At 68.5% G+C, this 24,346-nt stretch carries 23 protein-coding genes and 1 tRNA gene; 15 read left to right on the forward strand and 9 right to left on the reverse strand.

Annotation, left to right across the window (positions count from 1 at the left end; genetic code table 11):
- Window position 1 precedes the first annotated feature (1 nt).
- Window positions 2-1,765 carry a zinc ribbon domain-containing protein gene (locus ACYQ0R_RS13180; protein WP_459824554.1) on the forward strand — a complete coding sequence of 588 codons (1,764 nt, stop codon included), beginning with the start codon at window positions 2-4 and terminating at the stop codon, window positions 1,763-1,765.
- A gap of 42 nt (window positions 1,766-1,807) precedes the next feature.
- On the opposite strand, the gene ACYQ0R_RS13185 is transcribed toward ACYQ0R_RS13180, so the two are convergent.
- On the reverse strand, window positions 1,808-3,199 hold the full coding sequence (locus ACYQ0R_RS13185; protein ID WP_459824557.1) for a M20/M25/M40 family metallo-hydrolase: 1,392 nt from the start codon (window positions 3,197-3,199) through the stop codon (window positions 1,808-1,810).
- 194 nt (window positions 3,200-3,393) lie between these two features.
- Between ACYQ0R_RS13185 and ACYQ0R_RS13190 the strand changes: the two genes are divergently transcribed.
- Window positions 3,394-3,467 (forward strand) — tRNA-Lys (locus tag ACYQ0R_RS13190).
- Window positions 3,468-3,634: 167 nt separating this feature from the next.
- Here ACYQ0R_RS13190 and ACYQ0R_RS13195 read toward each other — a convergent pair.
- Window positions 3,635-4,459 carry a DUF6517 family protein gene (locus tag ACYQ0R_RS13195; protein WP_459824560.1) on the reverse strand — a complete coding sequence of 275 codons (825 nt, stop codon included), beginning with the start codon at window positions 4,457-4,459 and terminating at the stop codon, window positions 3,635-3,637.
- Between the two features lie 23 nt (window positions 4,460-4,482).
- Window positions 4,483-4,659 (reverse strand): hypothetical protein, encoded by a 177-nt coding sequence (locus tag ACYQ0R_RS13200; RefSeq protein WP_459824563.1) that lies wholly within the window; start codon window positions 4,657-4,659, stop codon window positions 4,483-4,485.
- 89 nt (window positions 4,660-4,748) lie between these two features.
- Between ACYQ0R_RS13200 and ACYQ0R_RS13205 the strand changes: the two genes are divergently transcribed.
- From ACYQ0R_RS13205 to ACYQ0R_RS13230, 6 genes are all read left to right on the forward strand, one after another.
- Entirely contained in the window at window positions 4,749-6,035 is a 1,287-nt protein-coding gene (locus tag ACYQ0R_RS13205) for a thiamine ABC transporter substrate-binding protein (protein WP_459824566.1), read from the forward strand.
- 9 nt (window positions 6,036-6,044) lie between these two features.
- Window positions 6,045-7,856 (forward strand): ABC transporter permease, encoded by a 1,812-nt coding sequence (locus ACYQ0R_RS13210; RefSeq protein ID WP_459824569.1) that lies wholly within the window; start codon window positions 6,045-6,047, stop codon window positions 7,854-7,856.
- Window positions 7,846-9,246 carry an ABC transporter ATP-binding protein gene (locus tag ACYQ0R_RS13215; protein ID WP_459824572.1) on the forward strand — a complete coding sequence of 467 codons (1,401 nt, stop codon included), beginning with the start codon at window positions 7,846-7,848 and terminating at the stop codon, window positions 9,244-9,246. The genes ACYQ0R_RS13210 and ACYQ0R_RS13215 overlap by 11 nt, the downstream gene beginning before the upstream one ends.
- Window positions 9,247-9,326: 80 nt before the next feature.
- Window positions 9,327-9,584 carry a DUF7561 family protein gene (locus tag ACYQ0R_RS13220; protein ID WP_459824575.1) on the forward strand — a complete coding sequence of 86 codons (258 nt, stop codon included), beginning with the start codon at window positions 9,327-9,329 and terminating at the stop codon, window positions 9,582-9,584.
- Window positions 9,585-9,713: 129 nt separating this feature from the next.
- Entirely contained in the window at window positions 9,714-10,826 is a 1,113-nt protein-coding gene (locus ACYQ0R_RS13225; protein ID WP_459824576.1) for a pyridoxal-phosphate-dependent aminotransferase family protein, read from the forward strand.
- A gap of 57 nt (window positions 10,827-10,883) precedes the next feature.
- The gene (locus tag ACYQ0R_RS13230) at window positions 10,884-12,119 is read left to right on the forward strand and encodes a DUF2157 domain-containing protein (protein WP_459824578.1); all 1,236 of its coding nucleotides are present in this window, start codon (window positions 10,884-10,886) and stop codon (window positions 12,117-12,119) included.
- A 73-nt stretch (window positions 12,120-12,192) separates the two neighbouring features.
- On the opposite strand, the gene ACYQ0R_RS13235 is transcribed toward ACYQ0R_RS13230, so the two are convergent.
- Window positions 12,193-12,843 (reverse strand): HVO_0476 family zinc finger protein, encoded by a 651-nt coding sequence (locus tag ACYQ0R_RS13235; RefSeq protein WP_459824580.1) that lies wholly within the window; start codon window positions 12,841-12,843, stop codon window positions 12,193-12,195.
- 173 nt (window positions 12,844-13,016) lie between these two features.
- Between ACYQ0R_RS13235 and prs the strand changes: the two genes are divergently transcribed.
- Together prs and ACYQ0R_RS13245 are read left to right on the forward strand one after the other, a co-directional pair.
- On the forward strand, window positions 13,017-13,871 hold the full coding sequence (gene prs, locus ACYQ0R_RS13240) for a ribose-phosphate diphosphokinase (protein WP_459824582.1): 855 nt from the start codon (window positions 13,017-13,019) through the stop codon (window positions 13,869-13,871).
- A gap of 89 nt (window positions 13,872-13,960) precedes the next feature.
- Window positions 13,961-14,314 (forward strand): response regulator, encoded by a 354-nt coding sequence (locus ACYQ0R_RS13245; RefSeq protein WP_459824584.1) that lies wholly within the window; start codon window positions 13,961-13,963, stop codon window positions 14,312-14,314.
- A gap of 9 nt (window positions 14,315-14,323) precedes the next feature.
- Here ACYQ0R_RS13245 and ACYQ0R_RS13250 read toward each other — a convergent pair whose 3' ends face one another.
- Together ACYQ0R_RS13250 and hisB are read right to left on the reverse strand one after the other, a co-directional pair.
- Window positions 14,324-15,547, reverse strand: coding sequence for an ATP-NAD kinase family protein (locus ACYQ0R_RS13250; RefSeq protein ID WP_459824587.1), 1,224 nt, complete (start codon window positions 15,545-15,547; stop codon window positions 14,324-14,326).
- Between the two features lie 118 nt (window positions 15,548-15,665).
- Complete coding sequence (gene hisB, locus ACYQ0R_RS13255) at window positions 15,666-16,262, reverse strand: imidazoleglycerol-phosphate dehydratase HisB (protein ID WP_459824589.1); 597 nt, start codon at window positions 16,260-16,262, stop codon at window positions 15,666-15,668.
- Between the two features lie 75 nt (window positions 16,263-16,337).
- Here hisB and ACYQ0R_RS13260 point away from each other — a divergent pair, with 75 nt between their 5' ends.
- Window positions 16,338-17,774, forward strand: a complete 1,437-nt coding sequence (locus tag ACYQ0R_RS13260) for an APC family permease (protein WP_459824592.1) — start codon at window positions 16,338-16,340, stop codon at window positions 17,772-17,774.
- 1 nt (window position 17,775) lies between these two features.
- The gene (locus ACYQ0R_RS13265; protein WP_459824595.1) at window positions 17,776-18,618 is read left to right on the forward strand and encodes a universal stress protein; all 843 of its coding nucleotides are present in this window, start codon (window positions 17,776-17,778) and stop codon (window positions 18,616-18,618) included.
- A 44-nt stretch (window positions 18,619-18,662) separates the two neighbouring features.
- Here ACYQ0R_RS13265 and hisA read toward each other — a convergent pair whose 3' ends face one another.
- On the reverse strand, window positions 18,663-19,406 hold the full coding sequence (gene hisA, locus ACYQ0R_RS13270) for a 1-(5-phosphoribosyl)-5-[(5-phosphoribosylamino)methylideneamino]imidazole-4-carboxamide isomerase (protein ID WP_459824598.1): 744 nt from the start codon (window positions 19,404-19,406) through the stop codon (window positions 18,663-18,665).
- Between the two features lie 261 nt (window positions 19,407-19,667).
- Here hisA and ACYQ0R_RS13275 point away from each other — a divergent pair, with 261 nt between their 5' ends.
- The 3 genes from ACYQ0R_RS13275 to hisG all read left to right on the forward strand — a co-directional run bounded on the left by ACYQ0R_RS13275 (window position 19,668) and on the right by hisG (window position 21,441).
- A complete protein-coding gene (locus ACYQ0R_RS13275; protein ID WP_459824600.1) occupies window positions 19,668-20,048 on the forward strand; it encodes a hypothetical protein in 381 nt (126 codons plus the stop codon).
- 93 nt (window positions 20,049-20,141) lie between these two features.
- On the forward strand, window positions 20,142-20,495 hold the full coding sequence (locus ACYQ0R_RS13280) for a hypothetical protein (protein ID WP_459824603.1): 354 nt from the start codon (window positions 20,142-20,144) through the stop codon (window positions 20,493-20,495).
- A gap of 55 nt (window positions 20,496-20,550) precedes the next feature.
- Window positions 20,551-21,441, forward strand: coding sequence for an ATP phosphoribosyltransferase (gene hisG / locus ACYQ0R_RS13285; protein WP_459824605.1), 891 nt, complete (start codon window positions 20,551-20,553; stop codon window positions 21,439-21,441).
- Between the two features lie 22 nt (window positions 21,442-21,463).
- Here hisG and ACYQ0R_RS13290 read toward each other — a convergent pair whose 3' ends face one another.
- Together ACYQ0R_RS13290 and ACYQ0R_RS13295 are read right to left on the reverse strand one after the other, a co-directional pair.
- A complete protein-coding gene (locus ACYQ0R_RS13290; RefSeq protein ID WP_459824607.1) occupies window positions 21,464-23,653 on the reverse strand; it encodes a S9 family peptidase in 2,190 nt (729 codons plus the stop codon).
- 63 nt (window positions 23,654-23,716) lie between these two features.
- The gene (locus ACYQ0R_RS13295) at window positions 23,717-24,310 is read right to left on the reverse strand and encodes an IMP cyclohydrolase (RefSeq protein WP_459824609.1); all 594 of its coding nucleotides are present in this window, start codon (window positions 24,308-24,310) and stop codon (window positions 23,717-23,719) included.
- Window positions 24,311-24,346: the final 36 nt, after the last annotated feature.

Below are 24,346 nucleotides of genomic sequence, written 5' to 3' on the forward strand. Positions count from 1 at the left end.
GATGCAACTCACCGAACAGTTCCACGTTCCGGGCGAGTACCACGAGGCGTGCGACCACCTCACTACACTCGTCCAGAGCCACACCCGGCGACTGCTCGCCCAAGAGTACTGGGGTGACGAACACATCGGTGCAATCGACGATCACGCTGGTCAGTCCTACACGTATATCCGCGATGACGAGTGGGACTACTTTGAGGACAGCGACGAATATGTGTACTCGCGGTTCAAGCGGTGCGTGTATCACCGCGTCACGCAGGTTCTCGACGCTCACGTCGACGAATTCCGGGCGTTCCAGTTCGTGCTCGACACGGTCGAAGAACGAAAGATTCGACGGATTGGCTGGCACCGCCTCCGTACTCGGTTGTTCGACGAGGACTCCCCGTACATTGAGTGGGGAGTATTGGAATCTGTCGTCGAGCAACTCAACGACTACTACGACCGACACGGGCGGTTTCCCGACGAGTACACTGAACTGGTAGGCACACCGGAGCCAAACGGCACACTGCCGTATGCGCCGGACAAGGGCGACTACCACATCCACGAAATCGACAGTGACGACGGTGATGTGGTGTTCGTGTTGAATGTACCGGACACGTTGTCACCGGACAGCTATCACGACTGGACGAAGCACGAGCTCCGATTCTCCACCCATACCCGGTTCCACGAACTGGTCGAAAACGGGGACGTGAAGGCTCCAACCCTCCACACTTCCGAGCATGGGTACACGATTGACGTACCTGTGTCCGTGTCCGAACAGGATGTTGAAACGGTTAGTGACCGTGTGTTGTCGGTCGATCTCGGCGTGAAGAAACAGGCCACGGCGGTTGTTCTCGATGCCGGCGAAGGCGATCACCACGAGCAGATTGCACCGCCGGAGTTCATCGACCACCCCTCGAAGGACAAGCTGTTCCGCCTGAAAGCCGACGCAGAGGGAATCAACGACCGATTGGCGGAGCTTCGCCGGCAGGGGAAGGCACACACTGAACGGTTCGATCATCTGCTCAGTGAGCACCGACGCACTCGCCGGAAAGAGCGCCGGCTTCGCGAGCAAATCCAGCATGATGTCGCCAACCAACTCGTGTGGCTGGCAGCTGAACACGGCTGCGAAACCATCGTGTTCGAGTCGCTCGGCCAAATGAATTCGGGTGACACGAGCGGGTCCGTTGCGTGGTCGATCTCCTCGTGGGCTCGGGGCGACCTCCTCGACCGCGTCGAGTACAAGGCCGGCCTGCTCGGGATGGACTTCGAGACGGTGAATCCGTGGGGAACGAGCCGACACTGTCCTCGGTGTAGCGAGAAAGGGCGGACGGTGAAGGCACCGGACGACCACATCGAGCAGCGCCACGGCGGACACTTCCAGTGTCAATCATGTGGCTACGAGTGTGACCGGGACGTGGTCGGGGCGATCAATGTCGGACGGAAGCACCTCGATGAGTGCAAAATGGAAGGGGCGAACCCCGCCGAGTACATCTCGGAGGGGAACCACGCCAGCTTTCCATCACCACGGTCAGGTGCCCGTTCTGACGGCGGTGCAGCGTCACAAACTGCACCGCAGTCTGGCGTTCAGTCCGCGACCGATCAACAGGAGCAGGCGAGCGGTCGTCAGACCCAGCTGTCCCAGTTCCGTTCCCCGTCACTCACCGCGAAACGGGGCGGGACAGACACGGGTGGACTGCATCAAACTCGCGGTAGTAACACGGGCCTGCGGCAGCCCAGCGGTAGCATCACAAAGTACATCCTCGCCAGTGCTACCGATCACGGTTGAATGCTACCAAATACTACTGAAAATCAGAACGGTGTCAACTGGCTACCCCGAGGTCGTGCGCCGATGGTCGCGCGCGTATCGAAGCGTTGCGGCCGCGATCGCCGACCGGGCGTGTTCGACGGCCGACCAGACGACCGTTTCGTCAGGGTAGTGTGCTTCCGCGATCGACCCGGGACCGAACACGACCGTTGGGACCCCAGCCGCGACGTAATGCCGAGAGTCCGCGCCGTACGTCGCACCCTCCGGCTCCGCGTCCGGCAGCCCGGTCGCGTCGAGCCCCGCGCGGACGGCCTCGACGATCGGCTCGTCGGGAGCGATCTCCGCGGGCTCGAACTGGACGGAAACGCGCTCGAACGTCGGCGGATGCGCACGGAGCCACGGGTCGGCGTCGACGACCTCGGCGAGCCGATCGGCGAACGTCGACTCGACCGATCGAACCGTCTCTCCGGGGGCGACGCCGATTCGGAACGTCGCGGTCAGCGACGCGGGAACCGTCGATGTCCACGACCCCGCCTCGACGGTGCCGCAGACGACGGGCCACGGGACGGGAAACGCGTCGTAGAGGGGGTGGGTGACGCGCTCGCCGCGCTCGGTTTCGAGGTCGGCGAACGCTCGGCGGATACGCTCGAACCGCGGGAGCACGTCCTCGCCGTGCCAGGGCGTCGCGGCGTGGGCGCTCCGGCCGGTTAACTCGAGCCGAACCATCAGGCTCCCCTCGGTCGCGACCACCGGACGGAGATCGGTCGGTTCGGCGACGATGGCGGCGTCACGGTCGAACGGGTACGGGTTCGAGAGCGCGGCGGTCGCCGCGCCGTAGCCACCGTCTTCCTCGCCCGCGACCGCCTCGACGACGACTCTCACTCCCGGCGACTCGTCCGCCGCAACCGCTCCGTCCGTCGCGAGTGCTCCGTCCGCGACCGCGTCGCGCACGTCGAGTGCGGCTCCGACACACGCCGCCAGTCCGGATTTCATGTCGGCTGCGCCGCGTGCGGTGAGCGTCTCCCCGTCGTCGCTTCCGGAGGCCGTTTTCTCACCGCCCCGCCGCGTCGGCTCGAACGGGTCGCTCGACCACGAGTCGGCCTCCGCGGGGACGACGTCGAGGTGGCCGTTCAACACGACGGTCGGGTGATCGGGTTCGGTGGTGGACGCATCCCCGACGGCGGGGTCGTCCGATGCGGATGGAGCGTCCGCGCCGGCCGGACCGAGTTCGAGGACGCCGGCGACGCTTCGACGGCCGTCCACGTCGATCGCGGCCGGGTCGTCGGGAAACGATGGATGGCCGGCGAGGAGTTCCGCGTCGGCGTCCCAGGCGTACGTCTCGAACCCGAGCGCGTCGAGTCGTTCGCGAACCCACTCGGCGGCGACCGCCTCCCGGCCCGCCGTCGACCGGAACCGACAGAGCCGGTCGGTGAACTCGCGGAGATCGAACTGCATGCTCCCCGGAACGACGGCACCCGGCGTAACGTCTTCGGATCCCGTACCGCCTCACGGACCGGGAGCGTCGCGTTCGCGGGCAGCGGCCACCGAACCGGCGGGCGCGACGGGAGGCGGTCGCCAGTTCCGAGACGACGCCCTCACGGCCGGGGTTTCTAAACGTTTATCAGGGCCGTGGCGCTAACAACGGGTGCGGGCCGGTAGCTCAGTTAGGGAGAGCGTCCGGCTTTTAACCGGACGGTCGGGGGTTCGAATCCCTCCCGGCCCGTCGAACCGCCGCGAGCATTTCGCGAGCGGCGGTGCCGTCGAATGAGGGAAGATTCGAACCAGGGAACACGCAGCGCCGAGCGAAGCGAGGCGAACGTGTGAGTGGGGTTCGAATCCCTCCCGGCCCGTCGAACCGCCGCGAAATCTCCGTGAGCTGCGACGCCCACGTCACTCCACGGAGACGAGCAGCGCGTCGACCTCCTCGGCGAACGTTTCGGGCTCCGTCGCGAGGATCTCGGCGTCGTCACCGTCGGTCAGTTCCGCCAGTGCGTCGTCGGCGTCGACGGGACCGGTGAGCGCCCGGTCGAGTACGTCGCTCACGGGCTCGGTCGGGTACGCGCCACCGGAGAGCAACACGTCCGTGCCGTCGTGCCAGACGGCGAGACGCGCCTCCGTCTCGACGACGTCGGCGATCGGGTCCGTGGTGCCGTCGGGGAGGGTGGTCTCCCCTTCGAGCGCGAACCGTGCGGTGAACCGGTCGGCCGCGGCGGCGTGTCCGCCGGTCACCTCGACGGTTTCGGCGTCGACCCGCTCGACGTCCGACAGTCCGCTGGCCGCGAGCTGCTCACGGAACGCGTCGCGCGCGGCGGGACGTATCTCCTCCATGAGGCGGTCGCGGCCGATACCGCCGGGCAACCCGTCGATCGCGGGCCGGAGGTCGATCCGCGAGGCGAAAAACACCACTGGCGACCCCTCGGCGTCGAACGTCTCGGTCAACGCCTCCGCGAGGTCGACGTACTCGTACACGTCGGTACGCTCGAGCGCGCGTACGGTGACGGGCCCGAACGACTCCTCGAACGCGACGCCCGCGGAGTCGTCGATCAGCCGCCAGCCGTCGTCGATCCGGTCGTCCGTCACGACCGGGTCGGGGACCGCGCCGTCACGCGTGCCGAGACAGCCGGCGGTGGCGATGACGCCGGCGGTCGCACCAGTCGCCAGCAGTCCCCGCCGCGTGACGCCCCTGTCCGCCGAGTCCGACTCTCCTTCGTGCATACGGATCCGGATGCCGTCGCGTTTTAAATACTCGTCGTCGGTCCGAGCGTCTCCATCGGCGTCGGTCCGAGCGTCTCCATCGGCGTCGGTCCGAGCGTCTCCATCGGCGTCGCCCCGAGCGTCTCCATCGGCGTCGGTCCGAGCGTCTCCATCGGCGTCGGTCCGAGCGTCTCCATCGGCGTCGGTCCGAGCGTCTCCATCGGCGTCGGTCCGGCCGATCACGACGGTGACGACCCCGGAAGCGATCCGACACGGAGCGCTTATAACTACCGAGTTGTTTCACTCGGTAATGACTACTCCACGTGAAACGGCTGATGAGACCCGACCCGACGACGAGGCGTCGACCGCGACGCGTCCCGAGCGTTCACGGCCGCACGGCACCGACCGCTCGCAGCCGGACGACACCGACCGCTCGCGCCGTGCCTTCCTCGCCGCGGCCGGCGTGACCGGCGCGATCGCCCTCGCGGGCTGTGCCGCCGAGCAGACCGACGATGACGACGCCGGGTCGGACGCCGAGGAGTCGGACGACACGGAGCCGACGGCGGACGAGGCGGAAAGCGACACGGAGGAGACGCCGACGCTGACGGTCGCGACGTACGAGTCGTTCGTCGACGCTCCGTCGACCAGCCCCGGTCCGTGGCTCAAAGACACGTTCGAGGAGCGGTTCGACGTCGAGATCGAGTTCGCGACGCCGGACAACGGCCTCAACCACTACGTGGAGCGTCGAGCCTCGGGTGTCGACGTCGACGCCGACCTGTTCGTCGGGCTCAACACCGACGATCTCGTCCGGATCGACGACCGCCTCGACGACGAGCTCTTCGCGACCGGCGGGCTCGACGGGATCGACGGCCTCGACGACGTCCGCGAGGGGCTGTGGTTCGACCCCCGCGACCGCGCCGTCCCGTACGCGACCAACTACATCAGTCTGGTGTACGACGGTACGGAGACGGACGCGCCGGCGACGTTCGAGGGGCTCCTCGACGAGGAGCACCGCGGCGCGCTGATCACCCAGAACCCGGGCGCGTCGACGACGGGCCGTGCGTTCCTGCTCCACACTGTCCATCGATTCGGTGCCGACGACCTGGGGGGCGCGGACGGCGACGACGAGTACGACTACCTCGACTTCTGGGCCGACCTCCAGGACAACGACGTGCGCGTGCTGGGGTCGTGGAACGACGCGTACGCCGCGTGGTCGGGGGGTGAGGCCCCGATGGTCGTCTCGTACTCCACGGACCAGGTGTTCGCCGACATGGAGGGCGCGGATCTGGCGGAGCATCAGGTCCGCTTCTTGAACGATCAGGCGTACGCCAACCCCGAGGCTGCGGCGGTGTTCACCGACGCCGACGAGCCCGACCTCGCCCGGGAGTTCGTCCAGTTCCTGCTCGACCCCGAGGTGCAAGGCGAGATCGCCCAGCGCAACGTGCAGTTCCCCGCGACCGACACCGCCGACCTCCCCGCGGACTACGCGGAGCTGGCCCAGGAGCCGGACGACCCCGTCACTTTCAGTTACGAGGAGCTCCAGGGGGCGGTCGATGGATGGATCGACGAGTGGGAGCGGCAGTTCGCGAGCAACTGAGGCCGCCCCGTGACCGACGCGAGGGAAGGCTCCGGTCGGGACGCCCGTCGCCGGACGATCCGCGGGGTCGAGCGGCACGCGCTCGCCGGGCTCGCGGCCGCGACGATCGGGGTTCTCGCCGTCGTCTTCTACTACCCGGTCGGCACCGTGCTCGTGGAGTCGGTCGTCGTCGACGGCGTCGTCACGCTCGGCGTCTTCGCCGAGATCCTCCGTGACCCGTTCTACTTCGGCGAGCTCGCTCGCCTGCTGCGCGGGGAGTCGCCGCCGACCGTCGTCCGGGACCTCCTCGGCCCGGACCGCCGGCTCGGGATCGTCGGCTTCACCGCGTACCAGGCGGCGCTGTCGACGATCGCCAGCGTCGCGCTCGGCGTCCCGGCCGCGTACCTGCTCGCACGCTTCGAGTTCCCTGGCCGGCGCACCCTGCGGTCGCTCACGATCCTCCCGTTCGTGCTCCCGTCGATCATGGTCGCGGTGGGGTTCGTCGCCACGTTCGGCCGGAACGGGACCCTGAACACGGCGCTCGGCGCGGTCGGGCTCGGTCCCGTCGAGCTGATGTTCACGCTCGAGGCGATCGTGATCGCTCACGCGTTTTATAACGCCCCGCTCGTCGCACGCGTGACGACGGCGGCGTGGGAGTCGGTCGACGCGCGGGCGGTCGAAACCGCCCGGAGCCTCGGTGCGAGCCCGCTCCGGGCGTTTCGCGACGTCGTCGCCCCACAGATCACGCCCGCGGTGCTGATGGGCGCGGCGCTGACGTTCGTGTTCACGTTCGGCACGTTCCCCATCGTGCTGGCGCTCGGCGGGTTCCAGCTCGCGACCGTCGAGGTGTTCGTCTACCGGCTCGTCCGCGACCTCAACTACGGCGAGGCGGCCGCGCTCGCGATCATCGAGCTCGTCATCTCGCTTGCGATCCTGCTAGCGTACCTCCGATACGAGGCACGACACACGGTGCGTTCCCGCGGCGTCCGGACGCTCCCGCGCCGCCCGATCCGCCCGCCCGTGTGGACCCCCCGGGAGCTGCTGCCGCGGGTCGGTCTCGGGGCGTACGCGGTCGTAGCCGCGGTCGTGTTTCTCGCGCCGATCGGTTCGATGCTTCTCGCGAGCGTCACGGGCGGGGACGGCGGGCTCACGCTCGACCACTATCGATTTCTCGCCGAGCGCCAGCGTACGGGAGCCGCGTTTCAGGTGCAGCCGTGGCCGGCAGTGCGTAACTCCCTGCTTTTCGCCGCCGGTGCGCTGCTCGTCGCGCTGCCGATGGGCGTCGTCGTCGCCGTGTTGACGACGCGGCGCTACCGCGGCCGGAAGCTCGTCGACGCGGTCGCGATGGCCCCGCTCGCGGTGTCGGGGATCATCGTCGGACTCGGGCTGCTTCGCGGGCTCGTCTTCGGCGTGGAGATCGCCGGATGGCGGATCACGGTCGCGGGGGCGCTCGCGATCGTCGCCGCGCACGCGGTCGCGGGGTACCCGTTCGTCGTACGGACGGTCGCACCCGGGCTGGAGGGGCTCGATCGCTCGCTCGTCGAGTCAGCTCGCGCGCTCGGCGCGTCGCGCTCGCGGGTCGTCAGCGACATCGAGCTCCCGCTCGTGTGGCCCGGCGTGGTCGCCGGGGCGGCGTTCGTCGTCGCGATATCGATGGGGGAGTTCTCGGCGACAGTCGTCCTCGCGACCGGCGCGGACGCGTACACGATGCCGGTCGCCATCGAACGATTCATCGGTCGTCGGCTCGGACCGGCGACCGCAATGGGTGTCGTCCTGCTCGTCGTGACGAGTCTCAGCTTCGTCGTCATCGATCGGCTCGGTGGTGAGTACGATGGGCTCTGAGCGACGCGGCGGGCGGCGCGTCGACGGCGACGAGGAGCGGGACGAGCCGACCTCGGACGAGCTGGCCTCGGACGCGCCGGTCGCGGTCGAGCTCGACGGGGTGCGAAAGCGATACGGCGAGACGACTGCGGTCGACGGGGTCGACCTCGCGGTGCGCGAGGGGGAGTTCTTCACGCTGGTCGGCCCGTCCGGCTGCGGGAAGACGACGCTGCTCAGACTGGTTGCGGGGTTCGAGTCGCTGACTGCGGGGACGGTGCGGTTCGACGGCGCGGACGTCTCCGGCGTTCCGCCGGAGGACCGCGACGTCGGCGTCGTCTTCCAGAACTACGCGCTGTTCCCCCACATGACGGTCGGAGAGAACGTGGCGTACGGACTCAACTTCACCGACCCGCCCGGCGGGGTCTCCCGCGAGGAGCGCGTCCGCGAGCTGCTCGAGTTGGTCGATCTTGCGGGAACCGCCGACCGCGATCCGGACAGTCTCTCGGGCGGGCAACGACAGCGGGTCGCGATGGCGAGAGCGCTCGCGCCCGGACCGGACGTGCTCCTGTTGGACGAGCCGATGAGCGCGCTCGACGCACAGCTCAGAGAGCGGCTCCGCGTACAGATCAAAGCGATCCAGCGGGAGCTCGCGATCACGACCGTCTACGTCACTCACGACCAGGAGGAGGCGCTCGCCGTCTCCGACCGCGTCGCCGTCATGCGCGCCGGCGCGACCGAGCAGGTCGCACCCCCGCGTACGGTGTACCGCCGCCCGGCGACCCGGTTCGTCGCCGAGTTCGTCGGCGACAACAACGTGTTCGACGGCACCGTCACCGAGATCACGGAGCCGAACCGGCAGCCAACCGCCGAGGAGAAACGTCGGGGACCGAGCGGGACGCCCGGACCAATCGGCTCCAGTGGTTCGACTGCAGATCGAGTTTCGGGTGGAGGAGACGCTTCGGATGGAGATCGTTCGTCCGTCGAGAGCCACGTTTCGACTGGAACGGATCGGACGATCGAGAGGGACAAAACGCGTCCTGGTGGCGAATCTCCACAAGAAACGAAGGGGGTTAATGATCGGGCGGCGAAACCGAGGATCGCGGTCGTGGACCTCGACGGGGACCACCTCCGGATCGGCGTCGGCGACGAACCGAACGGGAGCGAGGGGGGTGGGGTCGGCGATCGGGTGACGTTCTGCGTGCGCCCGGAAGCGCTCCGGGTCGGCGTTGAGGGCGGGCCGAACGCGCTGCGTGCGACCGTCGAGAGCGCTGAGTTCCTCGGCGAGACGACCCGGGTCCATCTCGACTGGGGCGGCCGAGAGCTGCTCGTCCGGACCCGCGAACCCGTGACCGGCGAGGTCGCCGTCGGGTTCGATCCGTGGGACGCGCACGTCGTCGACACGTCTGAATGATCGTTCCCGCGAGTAGTGTCTTATCAGTGACCATTCCCGCACGGGTGGTCTCTTATGAGCGAGCGTCCCGTACGGATGGTATGGCCTCGGAGCCGTGTGACGTCTGCGAGCGTAACGTGCGGATCGCCGGCGGTATCGGCGACCTGTGGAACTTCGCGTTCGAGTCGACGCAGGGATTAACCCTCGAGCTGGTCGACGGCTCCGAGTTCTTCCTCTGTTTCGACTGCATGGAGCGGCTTCCCGAGGAACGGGAGCCGACCGCCGACGACGTCGAGGCGCTCCGAGCCCGAACCGACCCGGTCGAGGAGGAGGACGGCTCGTTCTGGCACTGGGGGTGACGGCACACGGCACGCGTCCCGTCACCGTCGTCACCCCCGATATCGGGGTGTCGAGACGAGCCAGCCACGCGGCGGTATCAAAAGGGCCTTGCCGTCTCGCTACGCGGTATCGATCCGTTGAGAGCTCCCATGACGAAGAAACGCGAATACACCGGCGACTATCCGGAGAAGACGCTGTACATTCCCGGGCCGACCGAAGTGCGAGCGGACGTGATCGAGGCGATGGCCGAGCCGATGTTCGGCCATCGGATGGATCGGATGACCGATCTTTACACCACCATCGTCGAGGACACGAAGGAGTTCCTCGGCACCGACAACGACGTCATCATCCTCACCGCCTCCGGGACGGAGTTCTGGGAGGCGTCGACGCTCAACCTCGTCGACGAGAACATCCTGGTGCCGACCTGTGGCAGCTTCAGCGAACGCCACGCGAACGTCGCAGAACGGCTCGGGAAGAACGTCGACCGGCTGGAGTACGAGTGGGGCAACGCGGTGAAACCCGAGGACATCCGCGAGGCGCTCGAGTCCAGCGACGAGGAGTACGACGTGGTCGCGACCGTGATGAACGAGAGCTCGACCGGCGTCCGCAACCCGATCGAGGAGATCGGCGACGTGGTCGCGGAGTACCCGGACACGTACTTCGTCGTCGACGCGGTGTCTGCGCTCGGTGGCGACTACGTCGACATCGACGAACACGGGATCGACGTCATCTTTGCGTCCACCCAGAAGGCGTTCGCGATGCCGCCGGGGCTCGCGGTGTGTGTCGTCAGCGAGGACGCCTACGACCGCGAGGTCGAGAAGGGCGACTCCTCGTGGTACGGCGGCTTTCGGCGCTGTCTCGACTACTACGACCGGAAGGGGCAGACCCACTCGACGCCGGCGATCCCCGTCATGTTAGCGTACCGCAAGCAGATGAAACGCATGCTCGAGGAGGGTCACGCGGCACGCGACCAGCGCCACCGCGAGATGATGGAGTACGTCCACGACTGGGCCGACGAACAGTTCGCGATGTTTCCCGAGGAGGGGTACGAGTCCCAGACGGTCGCCTGCATCGAGAACACGCAGGGGATCGACGTCGCCGCGACGATCGAGGAGGTGAGCGAGGAGTACGACATGGTGTTCTCGAACGGGTACGGCTCACAGCTCGGCGAGAAAACGTTCCGGATCGGCCACATGGGTGAACACACCGTCGAGAGCGTCGAGGAGCTCACCGACGCGATCGAGGACGTCGCCGGCCTGTGAATCGCTCCGACGCTCGTCGGGGCAACGCTCTTTGAACCGGCCCCGGTGGGTCGACGTATGGACCCCGACGACCTCCGCGACGCCCTCCGTCGCTGGACCGATGAGTCCGTGATCGACGACCGGACCGCCGACCAGATCCGCGAGTTCGAGGGGCTCGACCCGACCACGGAACCGGACGGGGTTGACCGATCGGATAGCGAAGCCAGCGCCCGCGATGGCGAGACCGACGACTCCGATGGCGACCTTCTGACGGATCGGCGGGTCGTCGTCGCCGTGGCGTTGATGGGCGGCGCGCTCGTCGCGGTCGGGGTCGGCACGTTCCTCCTCGAGCGGTGGGAGTCGATCCCCGTCGTCATCCGCGCCGCCATCCTCCTGGGCGTGCCGCTCGCGGCCGGTGCCGGCGCACGTCGACTCCGGGGCCGCGCCCCGCGCACCGCACACGGCCTGTGGCTGCTCGCCGCGATTTTCACCGGCGTCACGCTGTTCCAGCTCGCGGAGCTGTTCTCCGTCGCCGACGCAGCGGACATCGAGGCGTGGCTCTGGCTCTCGTGGACCGCCGTGGCGATCGCGCTCGCGACGTGGATCGACTCCCGACCGATCGGAGGCGTGGCGACGGTCCTCGGACTCGCGACGCTCGTGGCCGCCGTCGAGCCACCGAATCCGGCGCTGCTCGCGGGGGCGTACGGGGTGCTCACGCACGTCGCCGGACTGCTCGTCGGCGCACGGGAGTCCGCACGCGGCGGCCGGACCACGTCGGGTGAGGTCGCCCCGCGAGTGGCAGCCACGATGCGCTGGCTCGGCGCGCTCCTCGCGGTCGGTACGCTCGCGGTGGTCGCCGCCGCCGGCGCACCGCCGTGGGCAGACACCGAGCCGGGAACGCTCCTCCTCACGGCCGGTGCGGCTGTCGCCGCCGCGGTCGCCGTCGGGAGCGCCTGGGACGACCGACGCGCGCGCCTCGCGAGCGCCCCGGCTCCCGCCGCGCTCGCCGCCCTCGCGGTCGCGTGGGGCGTCGACGCCGCGGGGGTCGGGGAGGTCGGGGCGGCCCTGATCGTGCTCGCGTCGCTGCTCGTCCTCCTCCTCGCGCTCGTCGTCGCGGCCGTCGGGCTCGGGGAGCCCGCGCTGGTGAACGTCGCGACGCTCGGGTTCGTGGCGGGAGTGCTCGCCTTCCTCGTCGGTCCCGTGGTCGACGTCGTCTCCGGGCCGCTGGCGCTCGTCGCCGCCGGTCTCGTGCTTCTCGGCGTCGGACTCGCCGCTGAACGCGGGCGACGTGAGGTGCTCGTGCGGATCCGGTAGTCGGACCGGCTCGGAATGTGGTGGTGGACGCCCTGGCCGCTCGCTTATATGAGGAGTTCGCGTCGGAACGGGTTCACCACGCCGACCACGCGGTGAGAGTCTCGTCGCGGGCGTACACCCGCTTGAGATCCTTCGCGTACGCCATGTCGCCGGGATGATCGAGTTTGCCGTGCCGGTACTCGGGAGCGTCGTCACGGATCTGGACTCCCTCGATCGTGAACTCCTCGTCGCCGAACTCGACGGTCTCGCCGACCTCGAACTCGTAGTCGCCCGGGACGTTCACGCGTAGCGACCTGGTGCGGTCGGCGTCGCCGTCCTTCGGGTGGAGCGTCACGTCGACGCCGACGTTGTCGACCGCGCGGGTCCACAGCGTCTCGACGTCCTCGACGCCCGCCTCCTCGACGCGCTGCTCGGGACCGACCTCGATGCCGGTGATCCGCACCTGCATCAGCGCGTCCGGCGTGTCGACGACGAACTCCTCGGTCTCGGAGACGGACGTGTCGATCGGGACGTCCATCTCCGTCGTGAACGATTCGCCGTCCTGGGAGATGACGATTCGCAGCGGGACGGTTTCCGTCTCGGGGATCTCGGTTTTATGCGTGTGCCCGCACTCCGTACAGCGGACGGTCGCCTGCCCGCCCGGCCGCAACACCTCGTGGACGGTCGGCTCGCCAGGGGAACACGACGGACAGGCGAGACCGACCCGGTCTCCGGTTTCAGTCATACGGCGTCGTTCCCGCCGCGCGCGTAAATATCCGCCCCTGTGACCGTCGTGTGCGGATCGCTGTCGCGGGGACCCCGCGGGTCATCGTCGCATCCGGACCTCCACCGTCGAGGCGGAGATGCTCGCCGGGAGCTAAGGAAACTGGTTTATCCGAGTCTCGGAAACGGACTCCCATGATCGTATCCGGGTCGAGCTCCCAAACGCTCGCGGCCGCACTCGCCGACGAGACGGGGCGACCGCTGGCGACGGTGACGTACGACCGATTCCCGGACGGCGAGGGACTGGCTGCCGCCCCCGGGTTCGAGGGAACGGAGGCGGTCGTCGTCGCGACGACGGACTCCGACGAAGCGTGGGTGGAACTGCTCCAGCTACAGGACGCCGTTCGCGAGGCCGGGGCAAAGCAGGTGACGACCGTGATCCCGTACATGGGGTACGCCAGACAGGACCGGGCGTTCGAACCCGGCCAGCCGGTGTCCGCACGAGCGATGGCGAAAGCGATCTCCACCGGCACCGACCGCGTCGTGCTCGTGAACCCACACGAGGCGACCGTCACCGACTACTACGAGGTGCCGACGGTCACCGTCGACGCCGCAGGTGTGCTCGCAAAAGCGCTGCCGAAGCTGGATGATCCGCTGTTCCTCGCGCCGGACGAGGGCGCGATCGGGATCGCCGAAACCGTCCGCGAGGCGTACGGAGCGGGCGAGACGGACTTCTTCGAGAAACATCGCGACCGCGAGACGGGTGCAGTCGAGATCACGCCCTCGGATTCGCCGGTGGTCGACCGCGACGTCGTCGTCGTCGACGACATCATCGCCACCGGGTCGACGATGAGCGAGGCGGTCGGTGTGTTAACCGACCGAGGAGCGGATCGGATCGTCGCCGCCTGCGTCCATCCGATGTTGGTCGCGAACGCGGTGACGAAGCTACGGGCCGCGGGGGTCGACGAGGTCGTCGGCACCGACACCGTCGAACGAGGATGTAGCGTCGTCAGCGTCGCGTCCGTACTCGCCGCCGCGCTCGGCCCATGAAAATGAAAGCGGAACGCGACATTCATAACCGAACGCCAGTGTGATCGATCCGCACCGGAGGCGATCCCGTCTTCGGGGGACCCACTCAGATGGCCGATATCGTCATCGCGGAGGACACCGATCTCCAACGAGCCCTCGTCCGTGGTCTCATCGAGCCGAAGCACACGGTCGTGGGAAGCGCCAGCGACGGCGCCGAAGCGGTCGAGTTGGTACGGGAACACGATCCTGACGTTGCCGTGCTAGACGTGAACATGCCGAGGATCGACGGATTGGAGGCGAGCGAGCGAATCCTCGCGGAGCGGCCGGCCATCGGAGTCGTTCTCAGCACCGCCGTCGTCTCCGAGACGGTCAGATCCGATGCGGAGGCGATCGGCGTCGACGCGTTCCTCGTCAAGCCGTACACGAAACGGGAGCTGCTGGACGCGATCGACCGCTCCGGGTGACCGGACGAGTCACGCGATCTTCATCATCCGCGTCTCGAACTTGCCGACGCGAACCTTGACCCACCCGGCGAGCTCAGCGTCGAGTTCGGGGTCGTCGGTGTCGACGCGGAGGGTTCGGACGTCGTCGAGCTTCTCTCGTGAGGCGACGATCCGGACGTCACACTCCCGGATCACGGCCGGCGAGAGCTGTGGGTTTCCCCGACCGAACACGAACCCCTGTCCGCCGATCGGCGAGACGACGATCACGTTCTCGGCCCCGAGCGTCGAAAGGATCTCCGACTCCGTCGCGTCCCGGGCGACCACCGCGCCATCTCGCCAGACGTCGACGCCGATCGGCGACGGCTCGAACCCGAGCGCGTCCTTGATCGCGCCGACCGTCGACCCCGGTCCGAGCACGTAGGTGACGCCCGCCCCCTCGCGTGCGCGTATATCCTCGGCGACCCCCTCGGCCATCGACTCGACCGTTCCCCCACCGGTCTGTTTCGACGACTGAAGGGACTCCGCCACCGGAACGTGTGCGACCGCCCGCAGCTCCGGGTTCACCTCCCCCTCGCGGTACTCGTCCTCGTCGATGTCCATCACCTCGCGGCGCTCCGTCCGTGAAAACGTCGCGACGACCTCGGCTGCATCCTCGGGCGACACCGCGAACACCGAGGAGTACACTTTCACCCCGGCGGGAACGCCGAGCATCGGCGTCTCCGTGCCTTCGAGTGCCTCCGCGACGTCGGCCGCGGTGCCGTCGCCGCCGACGAACAGCACGACGTCGACCGCCGAGACACCATCATCGCCGTCGAGGAACGCGCGGATGGCGCGTCTCGTGTGCTCGGCGCGAAGCGATCGCACGTCGGGAACGGCGGAGCGGCGATCCGGCTCGTTCTCGGCGGGGCCTGTCGACTCGTTCTCGGCGGGGCCTGTCGACTCGTTCTCGGCGGGGCCTGTCGGATCATCTGCGGTGGACTCGGTCCCGGAGATAGCCGCCTCGAACGGGTCGACGACACGCACCGGGTCGAGTCCCGCCTCGCGGACGAGTCGCTCCCCCATCGGCTCCCGGACCGTCGAGACGGTGATCTCCATATCGATCTCGACGAGGCGACCGAGCGCGCGGCGAGCGCGGTCCGGTGCGCGAGGCTCCGCGCCCAGCTCGAGCGCCTCAGCCAGCTTCCCGTCGGTCCCTTTTAAGCCGACTCGACCGCCCATCCCCGCGATGGGATTTACGACGACACCGACGTGCATGATCGGTCGTTCGGCCGGGCGAAGTAAATACCCGTCCGGATCGGTCGGGGAGCCATCCTCGACATCGACACTGGATGAACGAACGCCTCCGGGCGACCCGGACGGAACGTCCGCGGCGCTACAGCGTCCCCTTCGTGCTCGGCGTGTCGCTCCGTCGGTCGTCGATCCGCGTCGCGTCGTCGAGCGCGCGCGCCAGCGACTTAAATAGGGCCTCCACCTCGTGGTGGGCGTTCTCCCCCGTTTCGACCTCGACGTGCAGCGTGAGTCCCGCGTTGTGCGCGAGCGACATCGCGAAGTGGTCGGCCATGACGCTCGTGAACTCCCCGACCCGCTCCTGTGAGAACTCGCCGGCGAACTCGTAGTGCGGGCGGCCGGCGACGTCGACGACGACGCTCGCGACCGCCTCGTCGAGCGGCACGCGCCGGTCGGCGTACCGCCGGATGCCGCGCTTCTCGCCGAGCGCCTCCGCGAACGCCTCGCCGAGACAGATCGCGACGTCCTCGACCGTGTGGTGGTCGTCGATATGCGTGTCGCCGTCGCAGCGAACGGTGAGATCGAAGAGACCGTGTTTCGCGAACGATGCGAGCATGTGGTCGTAAAAGCCAATCCCCGTGTCGACCTCGCTGTCGCCGTCGCCGTCGAGCGCCAGCGTGAGGTCGATCGTCGTCTCCGTGGTCTCGCGGGAGACGGCCGCGCTCCGATCGGTGTCGCTCATACCGGCCACTCGTGGGCGACTCTTAAGGCGGTTGCGGGCGGTGGCTATTTCAGCCGCCCGACGTGACGTACTCGCATGGCATCCGACGGCGGACCGTCGAACGAGTCTCCGACAGGATCGGTCGATCCTCCGGATGAGCCCCCTGACACGACGGAGCCACCGATCGACCACGACGTCGATCAGGGGGAGGGAGAGCTCGAACGGACGATCGGGCTCACGGGTGGCCTCGCGATCGGTATCGGGACGATGATCGGTGCGGGGATCTTCGTCTTTCCCGGTCTCGCGGCCGCCAACGCCGGCCCCGCCGCGGCGCTCTCCTTTGCGATCGGCGCGGTGATCGCGCTTTTGGTGGCGCTGCCGACCTCCGAGCTGGCGACGGCGATGCCCCGCAGCGGCGGCGGCTACTTCTTCATCTCCCGCGGGCTCGGGACGGGATCGGGCGCGATCGTCGGACTCGGACTCTGGCTCGGGCTCGTGTTCGCGTCGGCGTTCTACCTCGTCGGGCTCGGCAGCTACGCGGGACAGGTGTTCGCCGAGGCGGGGATCGCCCTCCCAGTGAGCCCCGCGGTCCCGCTCGGCGTCGCGTTCGGAATCGGTCTCACCGTTCTCAGCCTGTTCGGGACGGAGAACACGGCGTCGCTGCAGAACGGGATCGTGATCCTGCTTCTGGTCATTCTCACGCTGTTTTTGAGCTACGGGAGTCTCGACGCGCTCGGCGTGTTCGGCGGGGAGACGACCCCCGAGCGCTTCTTCCCGCCGGGCGGCATGCTCCCCGTGCTCCAGACCGCGGCGCTCGTGTTCACCTCGTACCTCGGCTTCGCGCAGATCGCGACGGTCGCCGGCGACATCAAGCAGCCGAGTCGAAACCTCCCGCTGGCGATGGTCGGCTCGGTGATCATCGTCGGCGTGTTCTACGTCGTCACCATCTTCGTCGCGACGAGCGCGTTCGGCAGCGCTCAGCTCGGCGAGTTCGGCGAGACGGCGATGGTGGAGGTCGCCCGCGAGTTCGTCGGCTTCCCCGGCGCGATCGCGATCCTGATCGCCGGCCTGCTCGCGACGTTCTCCAGCGCGAACGCATCGATCCTCAGCGCGTCGCGGGCGGTGTACGCGGTGAGCCGCGACGACCTCATCCCCGAGCGGGCGAGCCGGATCAACCTTAAATACGGCACGCCGCACGTCGCTCTGGGGCTCGCGGGCGGCCCGATCGTCGTGCTCACCGCGACCGGACAGGTGGAGCTGCTCGCGGAGGTCGCCTCCTTTCTCCATCTGGTGATGTACGGACTGATCTGCGTCGCGCTGATCCAGCTCCGCCGCGAGCGACCGGACTGGTACACGCCGACGTTCCGCTGTCCGGCGGGGTTTGCGGTCGCCGGGGTCGGCGCGGTCGCGAGCTTCGCGCTGATCGCGTTCATGCAGCCGGCCTCGATCGTGATCGGGTTCGTTGTGATGGCGCTGAGTTACGCGTGGTACCGCTACTACGCGACCGACGTCGACCTCAAGGGAGAGTTCTGAGATGACACCGACACACACACGGACGACGGACGCACAGCCGATGACAGACGGCGGACGGGAGCCGAAGGCGGAGTCGGACCGGGAGAAGCCGGATCGGGACCCCGAACGCCCGACGGTGCTCGTGCCGCTAGAAGTGCTGGAAGGGGAGTCGCTTCCCGCAGGGACGCCGGATCTCCTCGCGAACGCCCGCGTCGTCCTGCTCGGCTATCACGTGATTCCGGAACAGACGGCGGCCGAGCAGGCACGCGCGCAGTTCGGCGAAAAAGCGATGACGAAGCTCGCCGGGTTCGCGGACACGCTCGCCGACGCGGGATCGACCGTCGAGAAACGGCTCGTCTTCACACACGACGAGCAGACCACGATCGACCGGCTCATCTACGAGTACGACTGTCTCGCGGTGTTGGTGCCGAACAGCGTCGAGCGCCTCGACTCCGTCCTCGTCGCCGTGCGCGGAACCGTCGGTATCGGCCGGAACACGCGCGTCGTCGCCGGACTGTTCGCCGGAACCGGCGTCGATGTCACGCTGTACCATATTCTCGGTGACGAGGAGCTCGAAGACGACGCGGAGACGCTAATGAACGGGGTGCGGAGCGAGCTCGTCGACCGCGGGATGGATCGAGACGCCATCGACGTGCGTATCGAGACGCCGACCGAGGGGAGCCCCATCGACGCGATCGCGGAACTCGGGGAGACACACGACGCGGTCGTCATGGGCGAGACCGACCCCACGGTCACCACGTTCGTCTTCGGCATGCCGTCCGAACAGGTCGCGGAGCGGTTCCTCGGTCCGGTGCTCGTCGTGCAGCGGGAGCGTCCGGAGGCCGACGAGGAGTCGGAGGAGTGACCGCGTCGACGTGGGCATCGTCGAGAGCGACTCGCGTCGGTGACTCAGACGTCGTCATCCGCGGCCGCCTGCGCCTCCCGCAGCGTGAACCGGCGCTCGTAGAGGGCGGTGCCGACGACGACCGCGGCCGCACCCGCCTGCTGTAACGCGACCACGTCGTCGACGCTCGCGACGCCGCCGGAGGCGATCACGGGGATGTCGACGGCGTCGACGACCGCGGCGACGGCCTCGCGGTTGATCCCCTCGAGCTGTCCCTCGACGTCGACGTTGGTGAAGAGGATCGCGCCCGCGCCGAGCGCCTCGTAGCGGGCGGCGGCCTCGGCCGGGTCGAGTCCGGTCCCCTCGGTCCACCCGGAGACGACGACCTCGCCCTCTTTCGCGTCGAGGCTCACGACGACGCTTCCGGGGTGGGTGTCGTCGATGTCGGCGACGATATCCGGGTCGTCGACCGCGGCCGTGCCGAGGATGACGCGGTCGATGCCGGCCTCGAGCAGGTCGCGAGCGCCCTCGGCCGTGCGGATGCCGCCGCCGAGCTGGAGCGCGGTCGATTCGCCGACCGCGCCGACGACGGCCTCGATCGCGGCGGCGTTGACGCGATCGCCCTCGAACGCGCCGTCGAGATCGACGAGGTGAAGCGTCGACGCCCCCGCCTCGATCCAGCGTTCTGCCGCCTCGACCGGGTCGCCGTAGCGCTTGCCGGTGCCGCGCTCGCCGCCGACGAGCTGGACGACCTCGCCGTCCTGCACGTCGACCGCAGGGATCACCTCGAAGGAAGGAAACTGGCTCATACGTGAGCCGGTGGTTCGGGTGCGGATTAAGCCGGTCGGTTCGTCACGGACTCCGCACCGAACGAGGAGAGCCGTCGTCGTCCGCGCGCTCGTCGGCCGACGTCCGCGCGTCCGTCGGCGATGAGCTGGACGGCGCGGCACAACCCGAATGAATCCGGAACCAACTCGGACGAAATCGGGGACGAAAGCGCTCAAACAGCCCGGAACTCGGGAGTACGGTTTTGCCCTGTTAAGGGGTCGGCGAGCGGAGCACGGACCGCAATGAACACGAAACGACTGGTCACGATAGCGGTCGCGGCGATGTTCCTGATCGGCGGCGTGGCGGCGGTCGGTGCGGCCACCCCGACCGACCAGGCGAACGAGAACGCGACGGACGCACACGAGGCAGACGCCCCGGCGGATGCAACCGACGACGACGCCGACGGAGTCGGACCGAGCGATGGGCTGCCGGAGCAGGCATCCGATCGCGTGACCGAGATCCACGAGACGATCGACGCGTACCTCGACGGATCGATCGACCGCCTCGGCGACTTGCTGAGCGACCTGCTCGGTGACGAGGAGGCGACCGACGAGGACGACACCGATGCTAACGACGAGGACGACACCGATGCTAACGACGATGGTGAGGCGTCGGACGCGTAACGTCGGACGCCGTTGCGAACCACTCGAGTGCCGTGTCGACCGCGGCCCGACCCGAGCCGGTACTACTACCCGGCTAGCGGAAGAGACGAATCCATGGTAGTTCCGTTCCTCGGCTCGATCGTCGCATTCCTCGTTGCCCTGTTCGTCGGCGGGCTCGCGATATACGTGAGCGCTCGGCTGATCGCCGACGTCGACGACTACGGGCGAGCGCTGCTCACGGCGCTCATCGGCGCGGTCGCGTGGGCGCTGACGTCGTGGATCCCGCTGATCGGGACCGTGGTCGCACTGGTCGTCTGGGTCGGCGTCATCAACTGGCGATACCCCGGCGGCTGGGTGAGCGCCGCGAAGATCGGCGTGGTCGCGTGGCTCGCCGCGCTGGTCATCCTCTTCGCCGTCAACACGGTGTTTCGGCTCGGAATCGGCGCGTTCGGGATCCCCGGCGCGTGAGCCACGAGCGAGCGCGGACGAAAACGTTTCCCGCGCCGCCCGCGGAGGCTCACGTATGCGAATCGCCGTGCCCAACAAGGGCCGTCTCCACGATCCGACGCTGTCGCTTCTCGAACGCGCAGGGTTACACATCGAGAACACCGCCGACCGCCAGCTGTACGCCGACACGGTCGACCCCGACGTCTCCGTGCTGTTCGCACGGGCGGCGGACATCCCGGAGTACGTCCGCGACGGCGCGGCCGATCTCGGGATCACGGGGCTCGACCAGGCAGAGGAGTCCGGCGGCGTCGCGGCGGACGTCGCCAGCGCAGCCGACGACGACCTCGTCGATCTGCTGGATCTGGAGTACGGCTCCTGCCGGTTAGTGCTCGCCGCACCGGAGGACGGCGACGTCGAGTCGGTCGCGGATCTGGCGGGTGCGACGGTCGCCACGGAGTTCCCGAACGTCACCCGCGCGTACTTCGAGCGGGTCGGCGTCGACGCCGACATCGTCACCGTGACGGGCGCGACCGAGCTCACGCCGCACGTCGACATGGCCGACGCGATCGTCGACATCACCTCCACGGGAACGACCCTGAAAGTGAACCGGCTCGCGGTGATAGACGACGTGCTCGACTCCTCCGTGCGACTGTTTGCCCGCCGTGACGTCGTCGACGACCCGAAAGTCGATCAGGTTCGCACCGCTCTCGAGTCCGTGCTCGCCGCCGACGGCCGACGCTACCTGATGATGAACGCGCCGAAGGCGAATCTCGACGCGGTAAAGGAGGTGATCCCCGGACTCGGCGGCCCGACGGTGATGGACGTCGAGGCCGACGAGAACGGTAACGGGATGGTGGCGGTCCACGCCGTCGTCGACGAGCGCGACGTGTTCGAGGCGATCGCGGAGCTGAAGTCGGTCGGCGCGACCGGGATCCTCGTCACCGAGATAGAACGACTGGTCGAGTAACGAGACCGCTCGTCTGCACACCTTACTTGTCGTCGGCGGCGCTCGCCGTCAGCCCGTCGTCATCGGGGCGGTCGAGCGCCTTCGGGGCGTCGTGATGGTCGGAGTAGCCGTCGAACCACCGGACGATACGCTCGATGCGGTCGACGATGTGACCCGGCTCGCCCGACCGCGACAGCTCGTGGCCCTCACGGGGGTACCGGACGAACCGCGTCTCGACGCCGTTCTTGCGGAGGATCCGGTAGAACAGTTCGGCGGAGGCGGCCGGGGTCCGCGTATCGTCCTCGGCGTGGATCAGCAGCGTCGGGGTGTCGACCTCGTGGGCATGGCTGGTTGGCGACTGCTCCCACAGCCATCCGGCCTCCTCGAAGGGAGTCGTGTCGAAATCACCCTCGACCAGCTTGTATGCCCCGTCGGTCGTCCCCCACAGCCCGGTGAGGTCGTACGCGCCGCGCTGGGCGACGGCCGCACGGAAGTAGTCGGAGTGACCCACCGTCCACGCGGTCATGAACCCGCCGAACGAGCCGCCGGTGACGAACGCGTTCGACTCGTCGACGTACGGGCGGGCAGCCACCTCCTCGACGCCGGCCATCACGTCCGTTAGCGTCACCTCGCCCCAGTCGCGCTCGATCGCCCGTTTGTACGCCTCGCCGTACCCCGTCGATCCGCGGGGGTTCGACCAGAAGACGACGTAGCCGCGTGCGGCCAGCGTCTGGAACTCGTGCCACATCGTTCCCGATGTCGACCACATCGCGTGGGGGCCGCCGTGGATCTCCACCACGAGGGGGTACTCCTCGTCCGTCTCGTCGTTCGCCTCTGGATCGATCCGCTCATCGCCGTGTGCGTCGAACTCCGGCGGCGTCAACACCCAGCCATGGACCGGCCCCTGGGCGGACTCGAACCACAGTTCCTCGGGCTGTACGACGTGCCGGTCCGCGAGATACGCCTCGTTCAGCTCCGTGAGTCGGGTGCTCTCGTCGGTTGCGGCGTCGTACCTGAACACGTCGCCGGGGTGATCCCACTCGCTTCGCGCGATCGCAAGGCGGACGGCGTCGGCGTCGGCGGTGGCGTCGGAGCCGGCGCTCGCGTCGACGCCGACCGTTGCGCTCGACACCGTTCCCTCCCGGAGGAGCCGCTCGGGGGCAACGGAGCCGTCACCCGGCGCGTGCCACAGCGCGGTCATTCCCTCGTCCGGCGTGGCGAAGTACAGCGTCTCGGCGTCCGGTCCCCACTGCGGGGTCGTTGCCACGTCGAGGCCGCGGTCGACCCCGGCGGTGACGTCGGTTACAGATCCGGAGTCACGGTCGAACACGTGCAGGTCCGTCTGCTGGAGCGACGCCCGATCCGGCTCGATATGCGGGAACGCGATCCGACCGTTGGCGGTTGCAGACAGCGACGGCTGCCACGCGGTCGTCGTGTGGATCCGCTCGGCTGCGTCGGGATCGACGGCGGACGAATCGGCGTCGACAGCCTCATCGTGTAGCGCCGCGGAGAGGTCGAGCGCGTGGATCGCGACCTCGTCGGAGTCGTCGGGGTCCTCGCCGACGGACTCCCAGTAGTACAGCGTGTCGGCGTCGCCGAACTCCGGTCCGCCGAAGTCGGCCTCGCGGTCCGTGACGCGGACGATTGCGGGCTCCTCGTCCGCACGGGCCCCGTCGACCGCCGCGTCCGCGTCGGCGAGATACACCCCCGGTCGCCGCCCGTCGAAATAGCGCTGGTCCGACCGGTAGACGGTTCGTTCGACCACCCGGGGATCGGGGTGGTCAGCCGGCTCGTACTCGTCCGGGACGCGCAGGTCACGGTCGGCCTCGCGGTCCGCCGACGTGACCGGTTGGACGAACGCGATCCGCTCGCCGTCCGGCGACCAGACGATATCCGAGACGCCACCCACCACGTCCGTCACCCGACGGGCCTCCCCTCCGTCGACCGGGAGCACCCAGAGCTGCGTCCGGTCGTCGTCCTCCCCGCGCGTGGAGACGAACGCGATCCGGTCACCGGACGGGCTCCACCGGGGCTCGGCGTCGCGCCCCTCGGCGAGCGTGAGCCGCCGCGGGTCGTCGTCACCGTCGGCGTCGACGAGATGGACGGTCGACTCGTACGTCTCGTCGTCGAGCGGCTGGGCACGGAGGAACGCGATTTGGGTGCCATCAGGGGAGAGCCGTGGGTCGGCGGGCGTGGCGATGTCGTGGTAGTCGGCGGCGGTGACGCGCTGCATACCCGTCACTCGGTCGCCGGCCTCAAAAGCGGTCTGAAGCCGGAGCCGTCCGCGGGTGTCTCGTTACGCCTCGTCGTTGTCGAACGCGAGTGTGACGCCGCCGTCGTCGACGGTCGCGGCTGCCGCACACACCGCGTGCTCGAAGTCGGCTCCGAGCAGCTCGCTTGCTGCCGATTCGGCGTCAGTCGCCGACAGCTCGTACGGCTCCGGGCTGTCCATCTCGTAGGTGGCGACGAGCGTCGGCTCCGAAACCGCCTCGACGTGGAGCCCGTCCCGTCGGACCGTGCCGATCGTCGCCGACTCCGCGCCGACGACTCCCGCGATCCGAGGTGTGTCGTAGTCGTCCTTCTCGAAATCGAGCGCGAGAAGCGGCGTCGCCAGGGCGTCGCGAGGCGGATAGCCGAGCTCCAGCTTCTCCGCGATCGGATCGACGTGCGAGCCGTTGCCGACGACCGCGAACGCCTCTCCGGTCGGCGCGTCGACCGCGCGTGCGCAGTTGTACGAGATGTACGGATTATCCGTCTCGGGTGCGTCCGGCGTCGGCCCGACGGTCAAGATGCCGTCACGGTCGACGACACGACGGTTCGGAAACGAACGGGAGGAGACGCGATACGCACCGATTCCGGGGCCGACAACGACGAAGCGACCGATGTACATACACGACCGTGGCTATTCGCGCGCTTAAAAGCGCCG

This window comes from Halorubrum luteum (genome assembly GCF_054652935.1).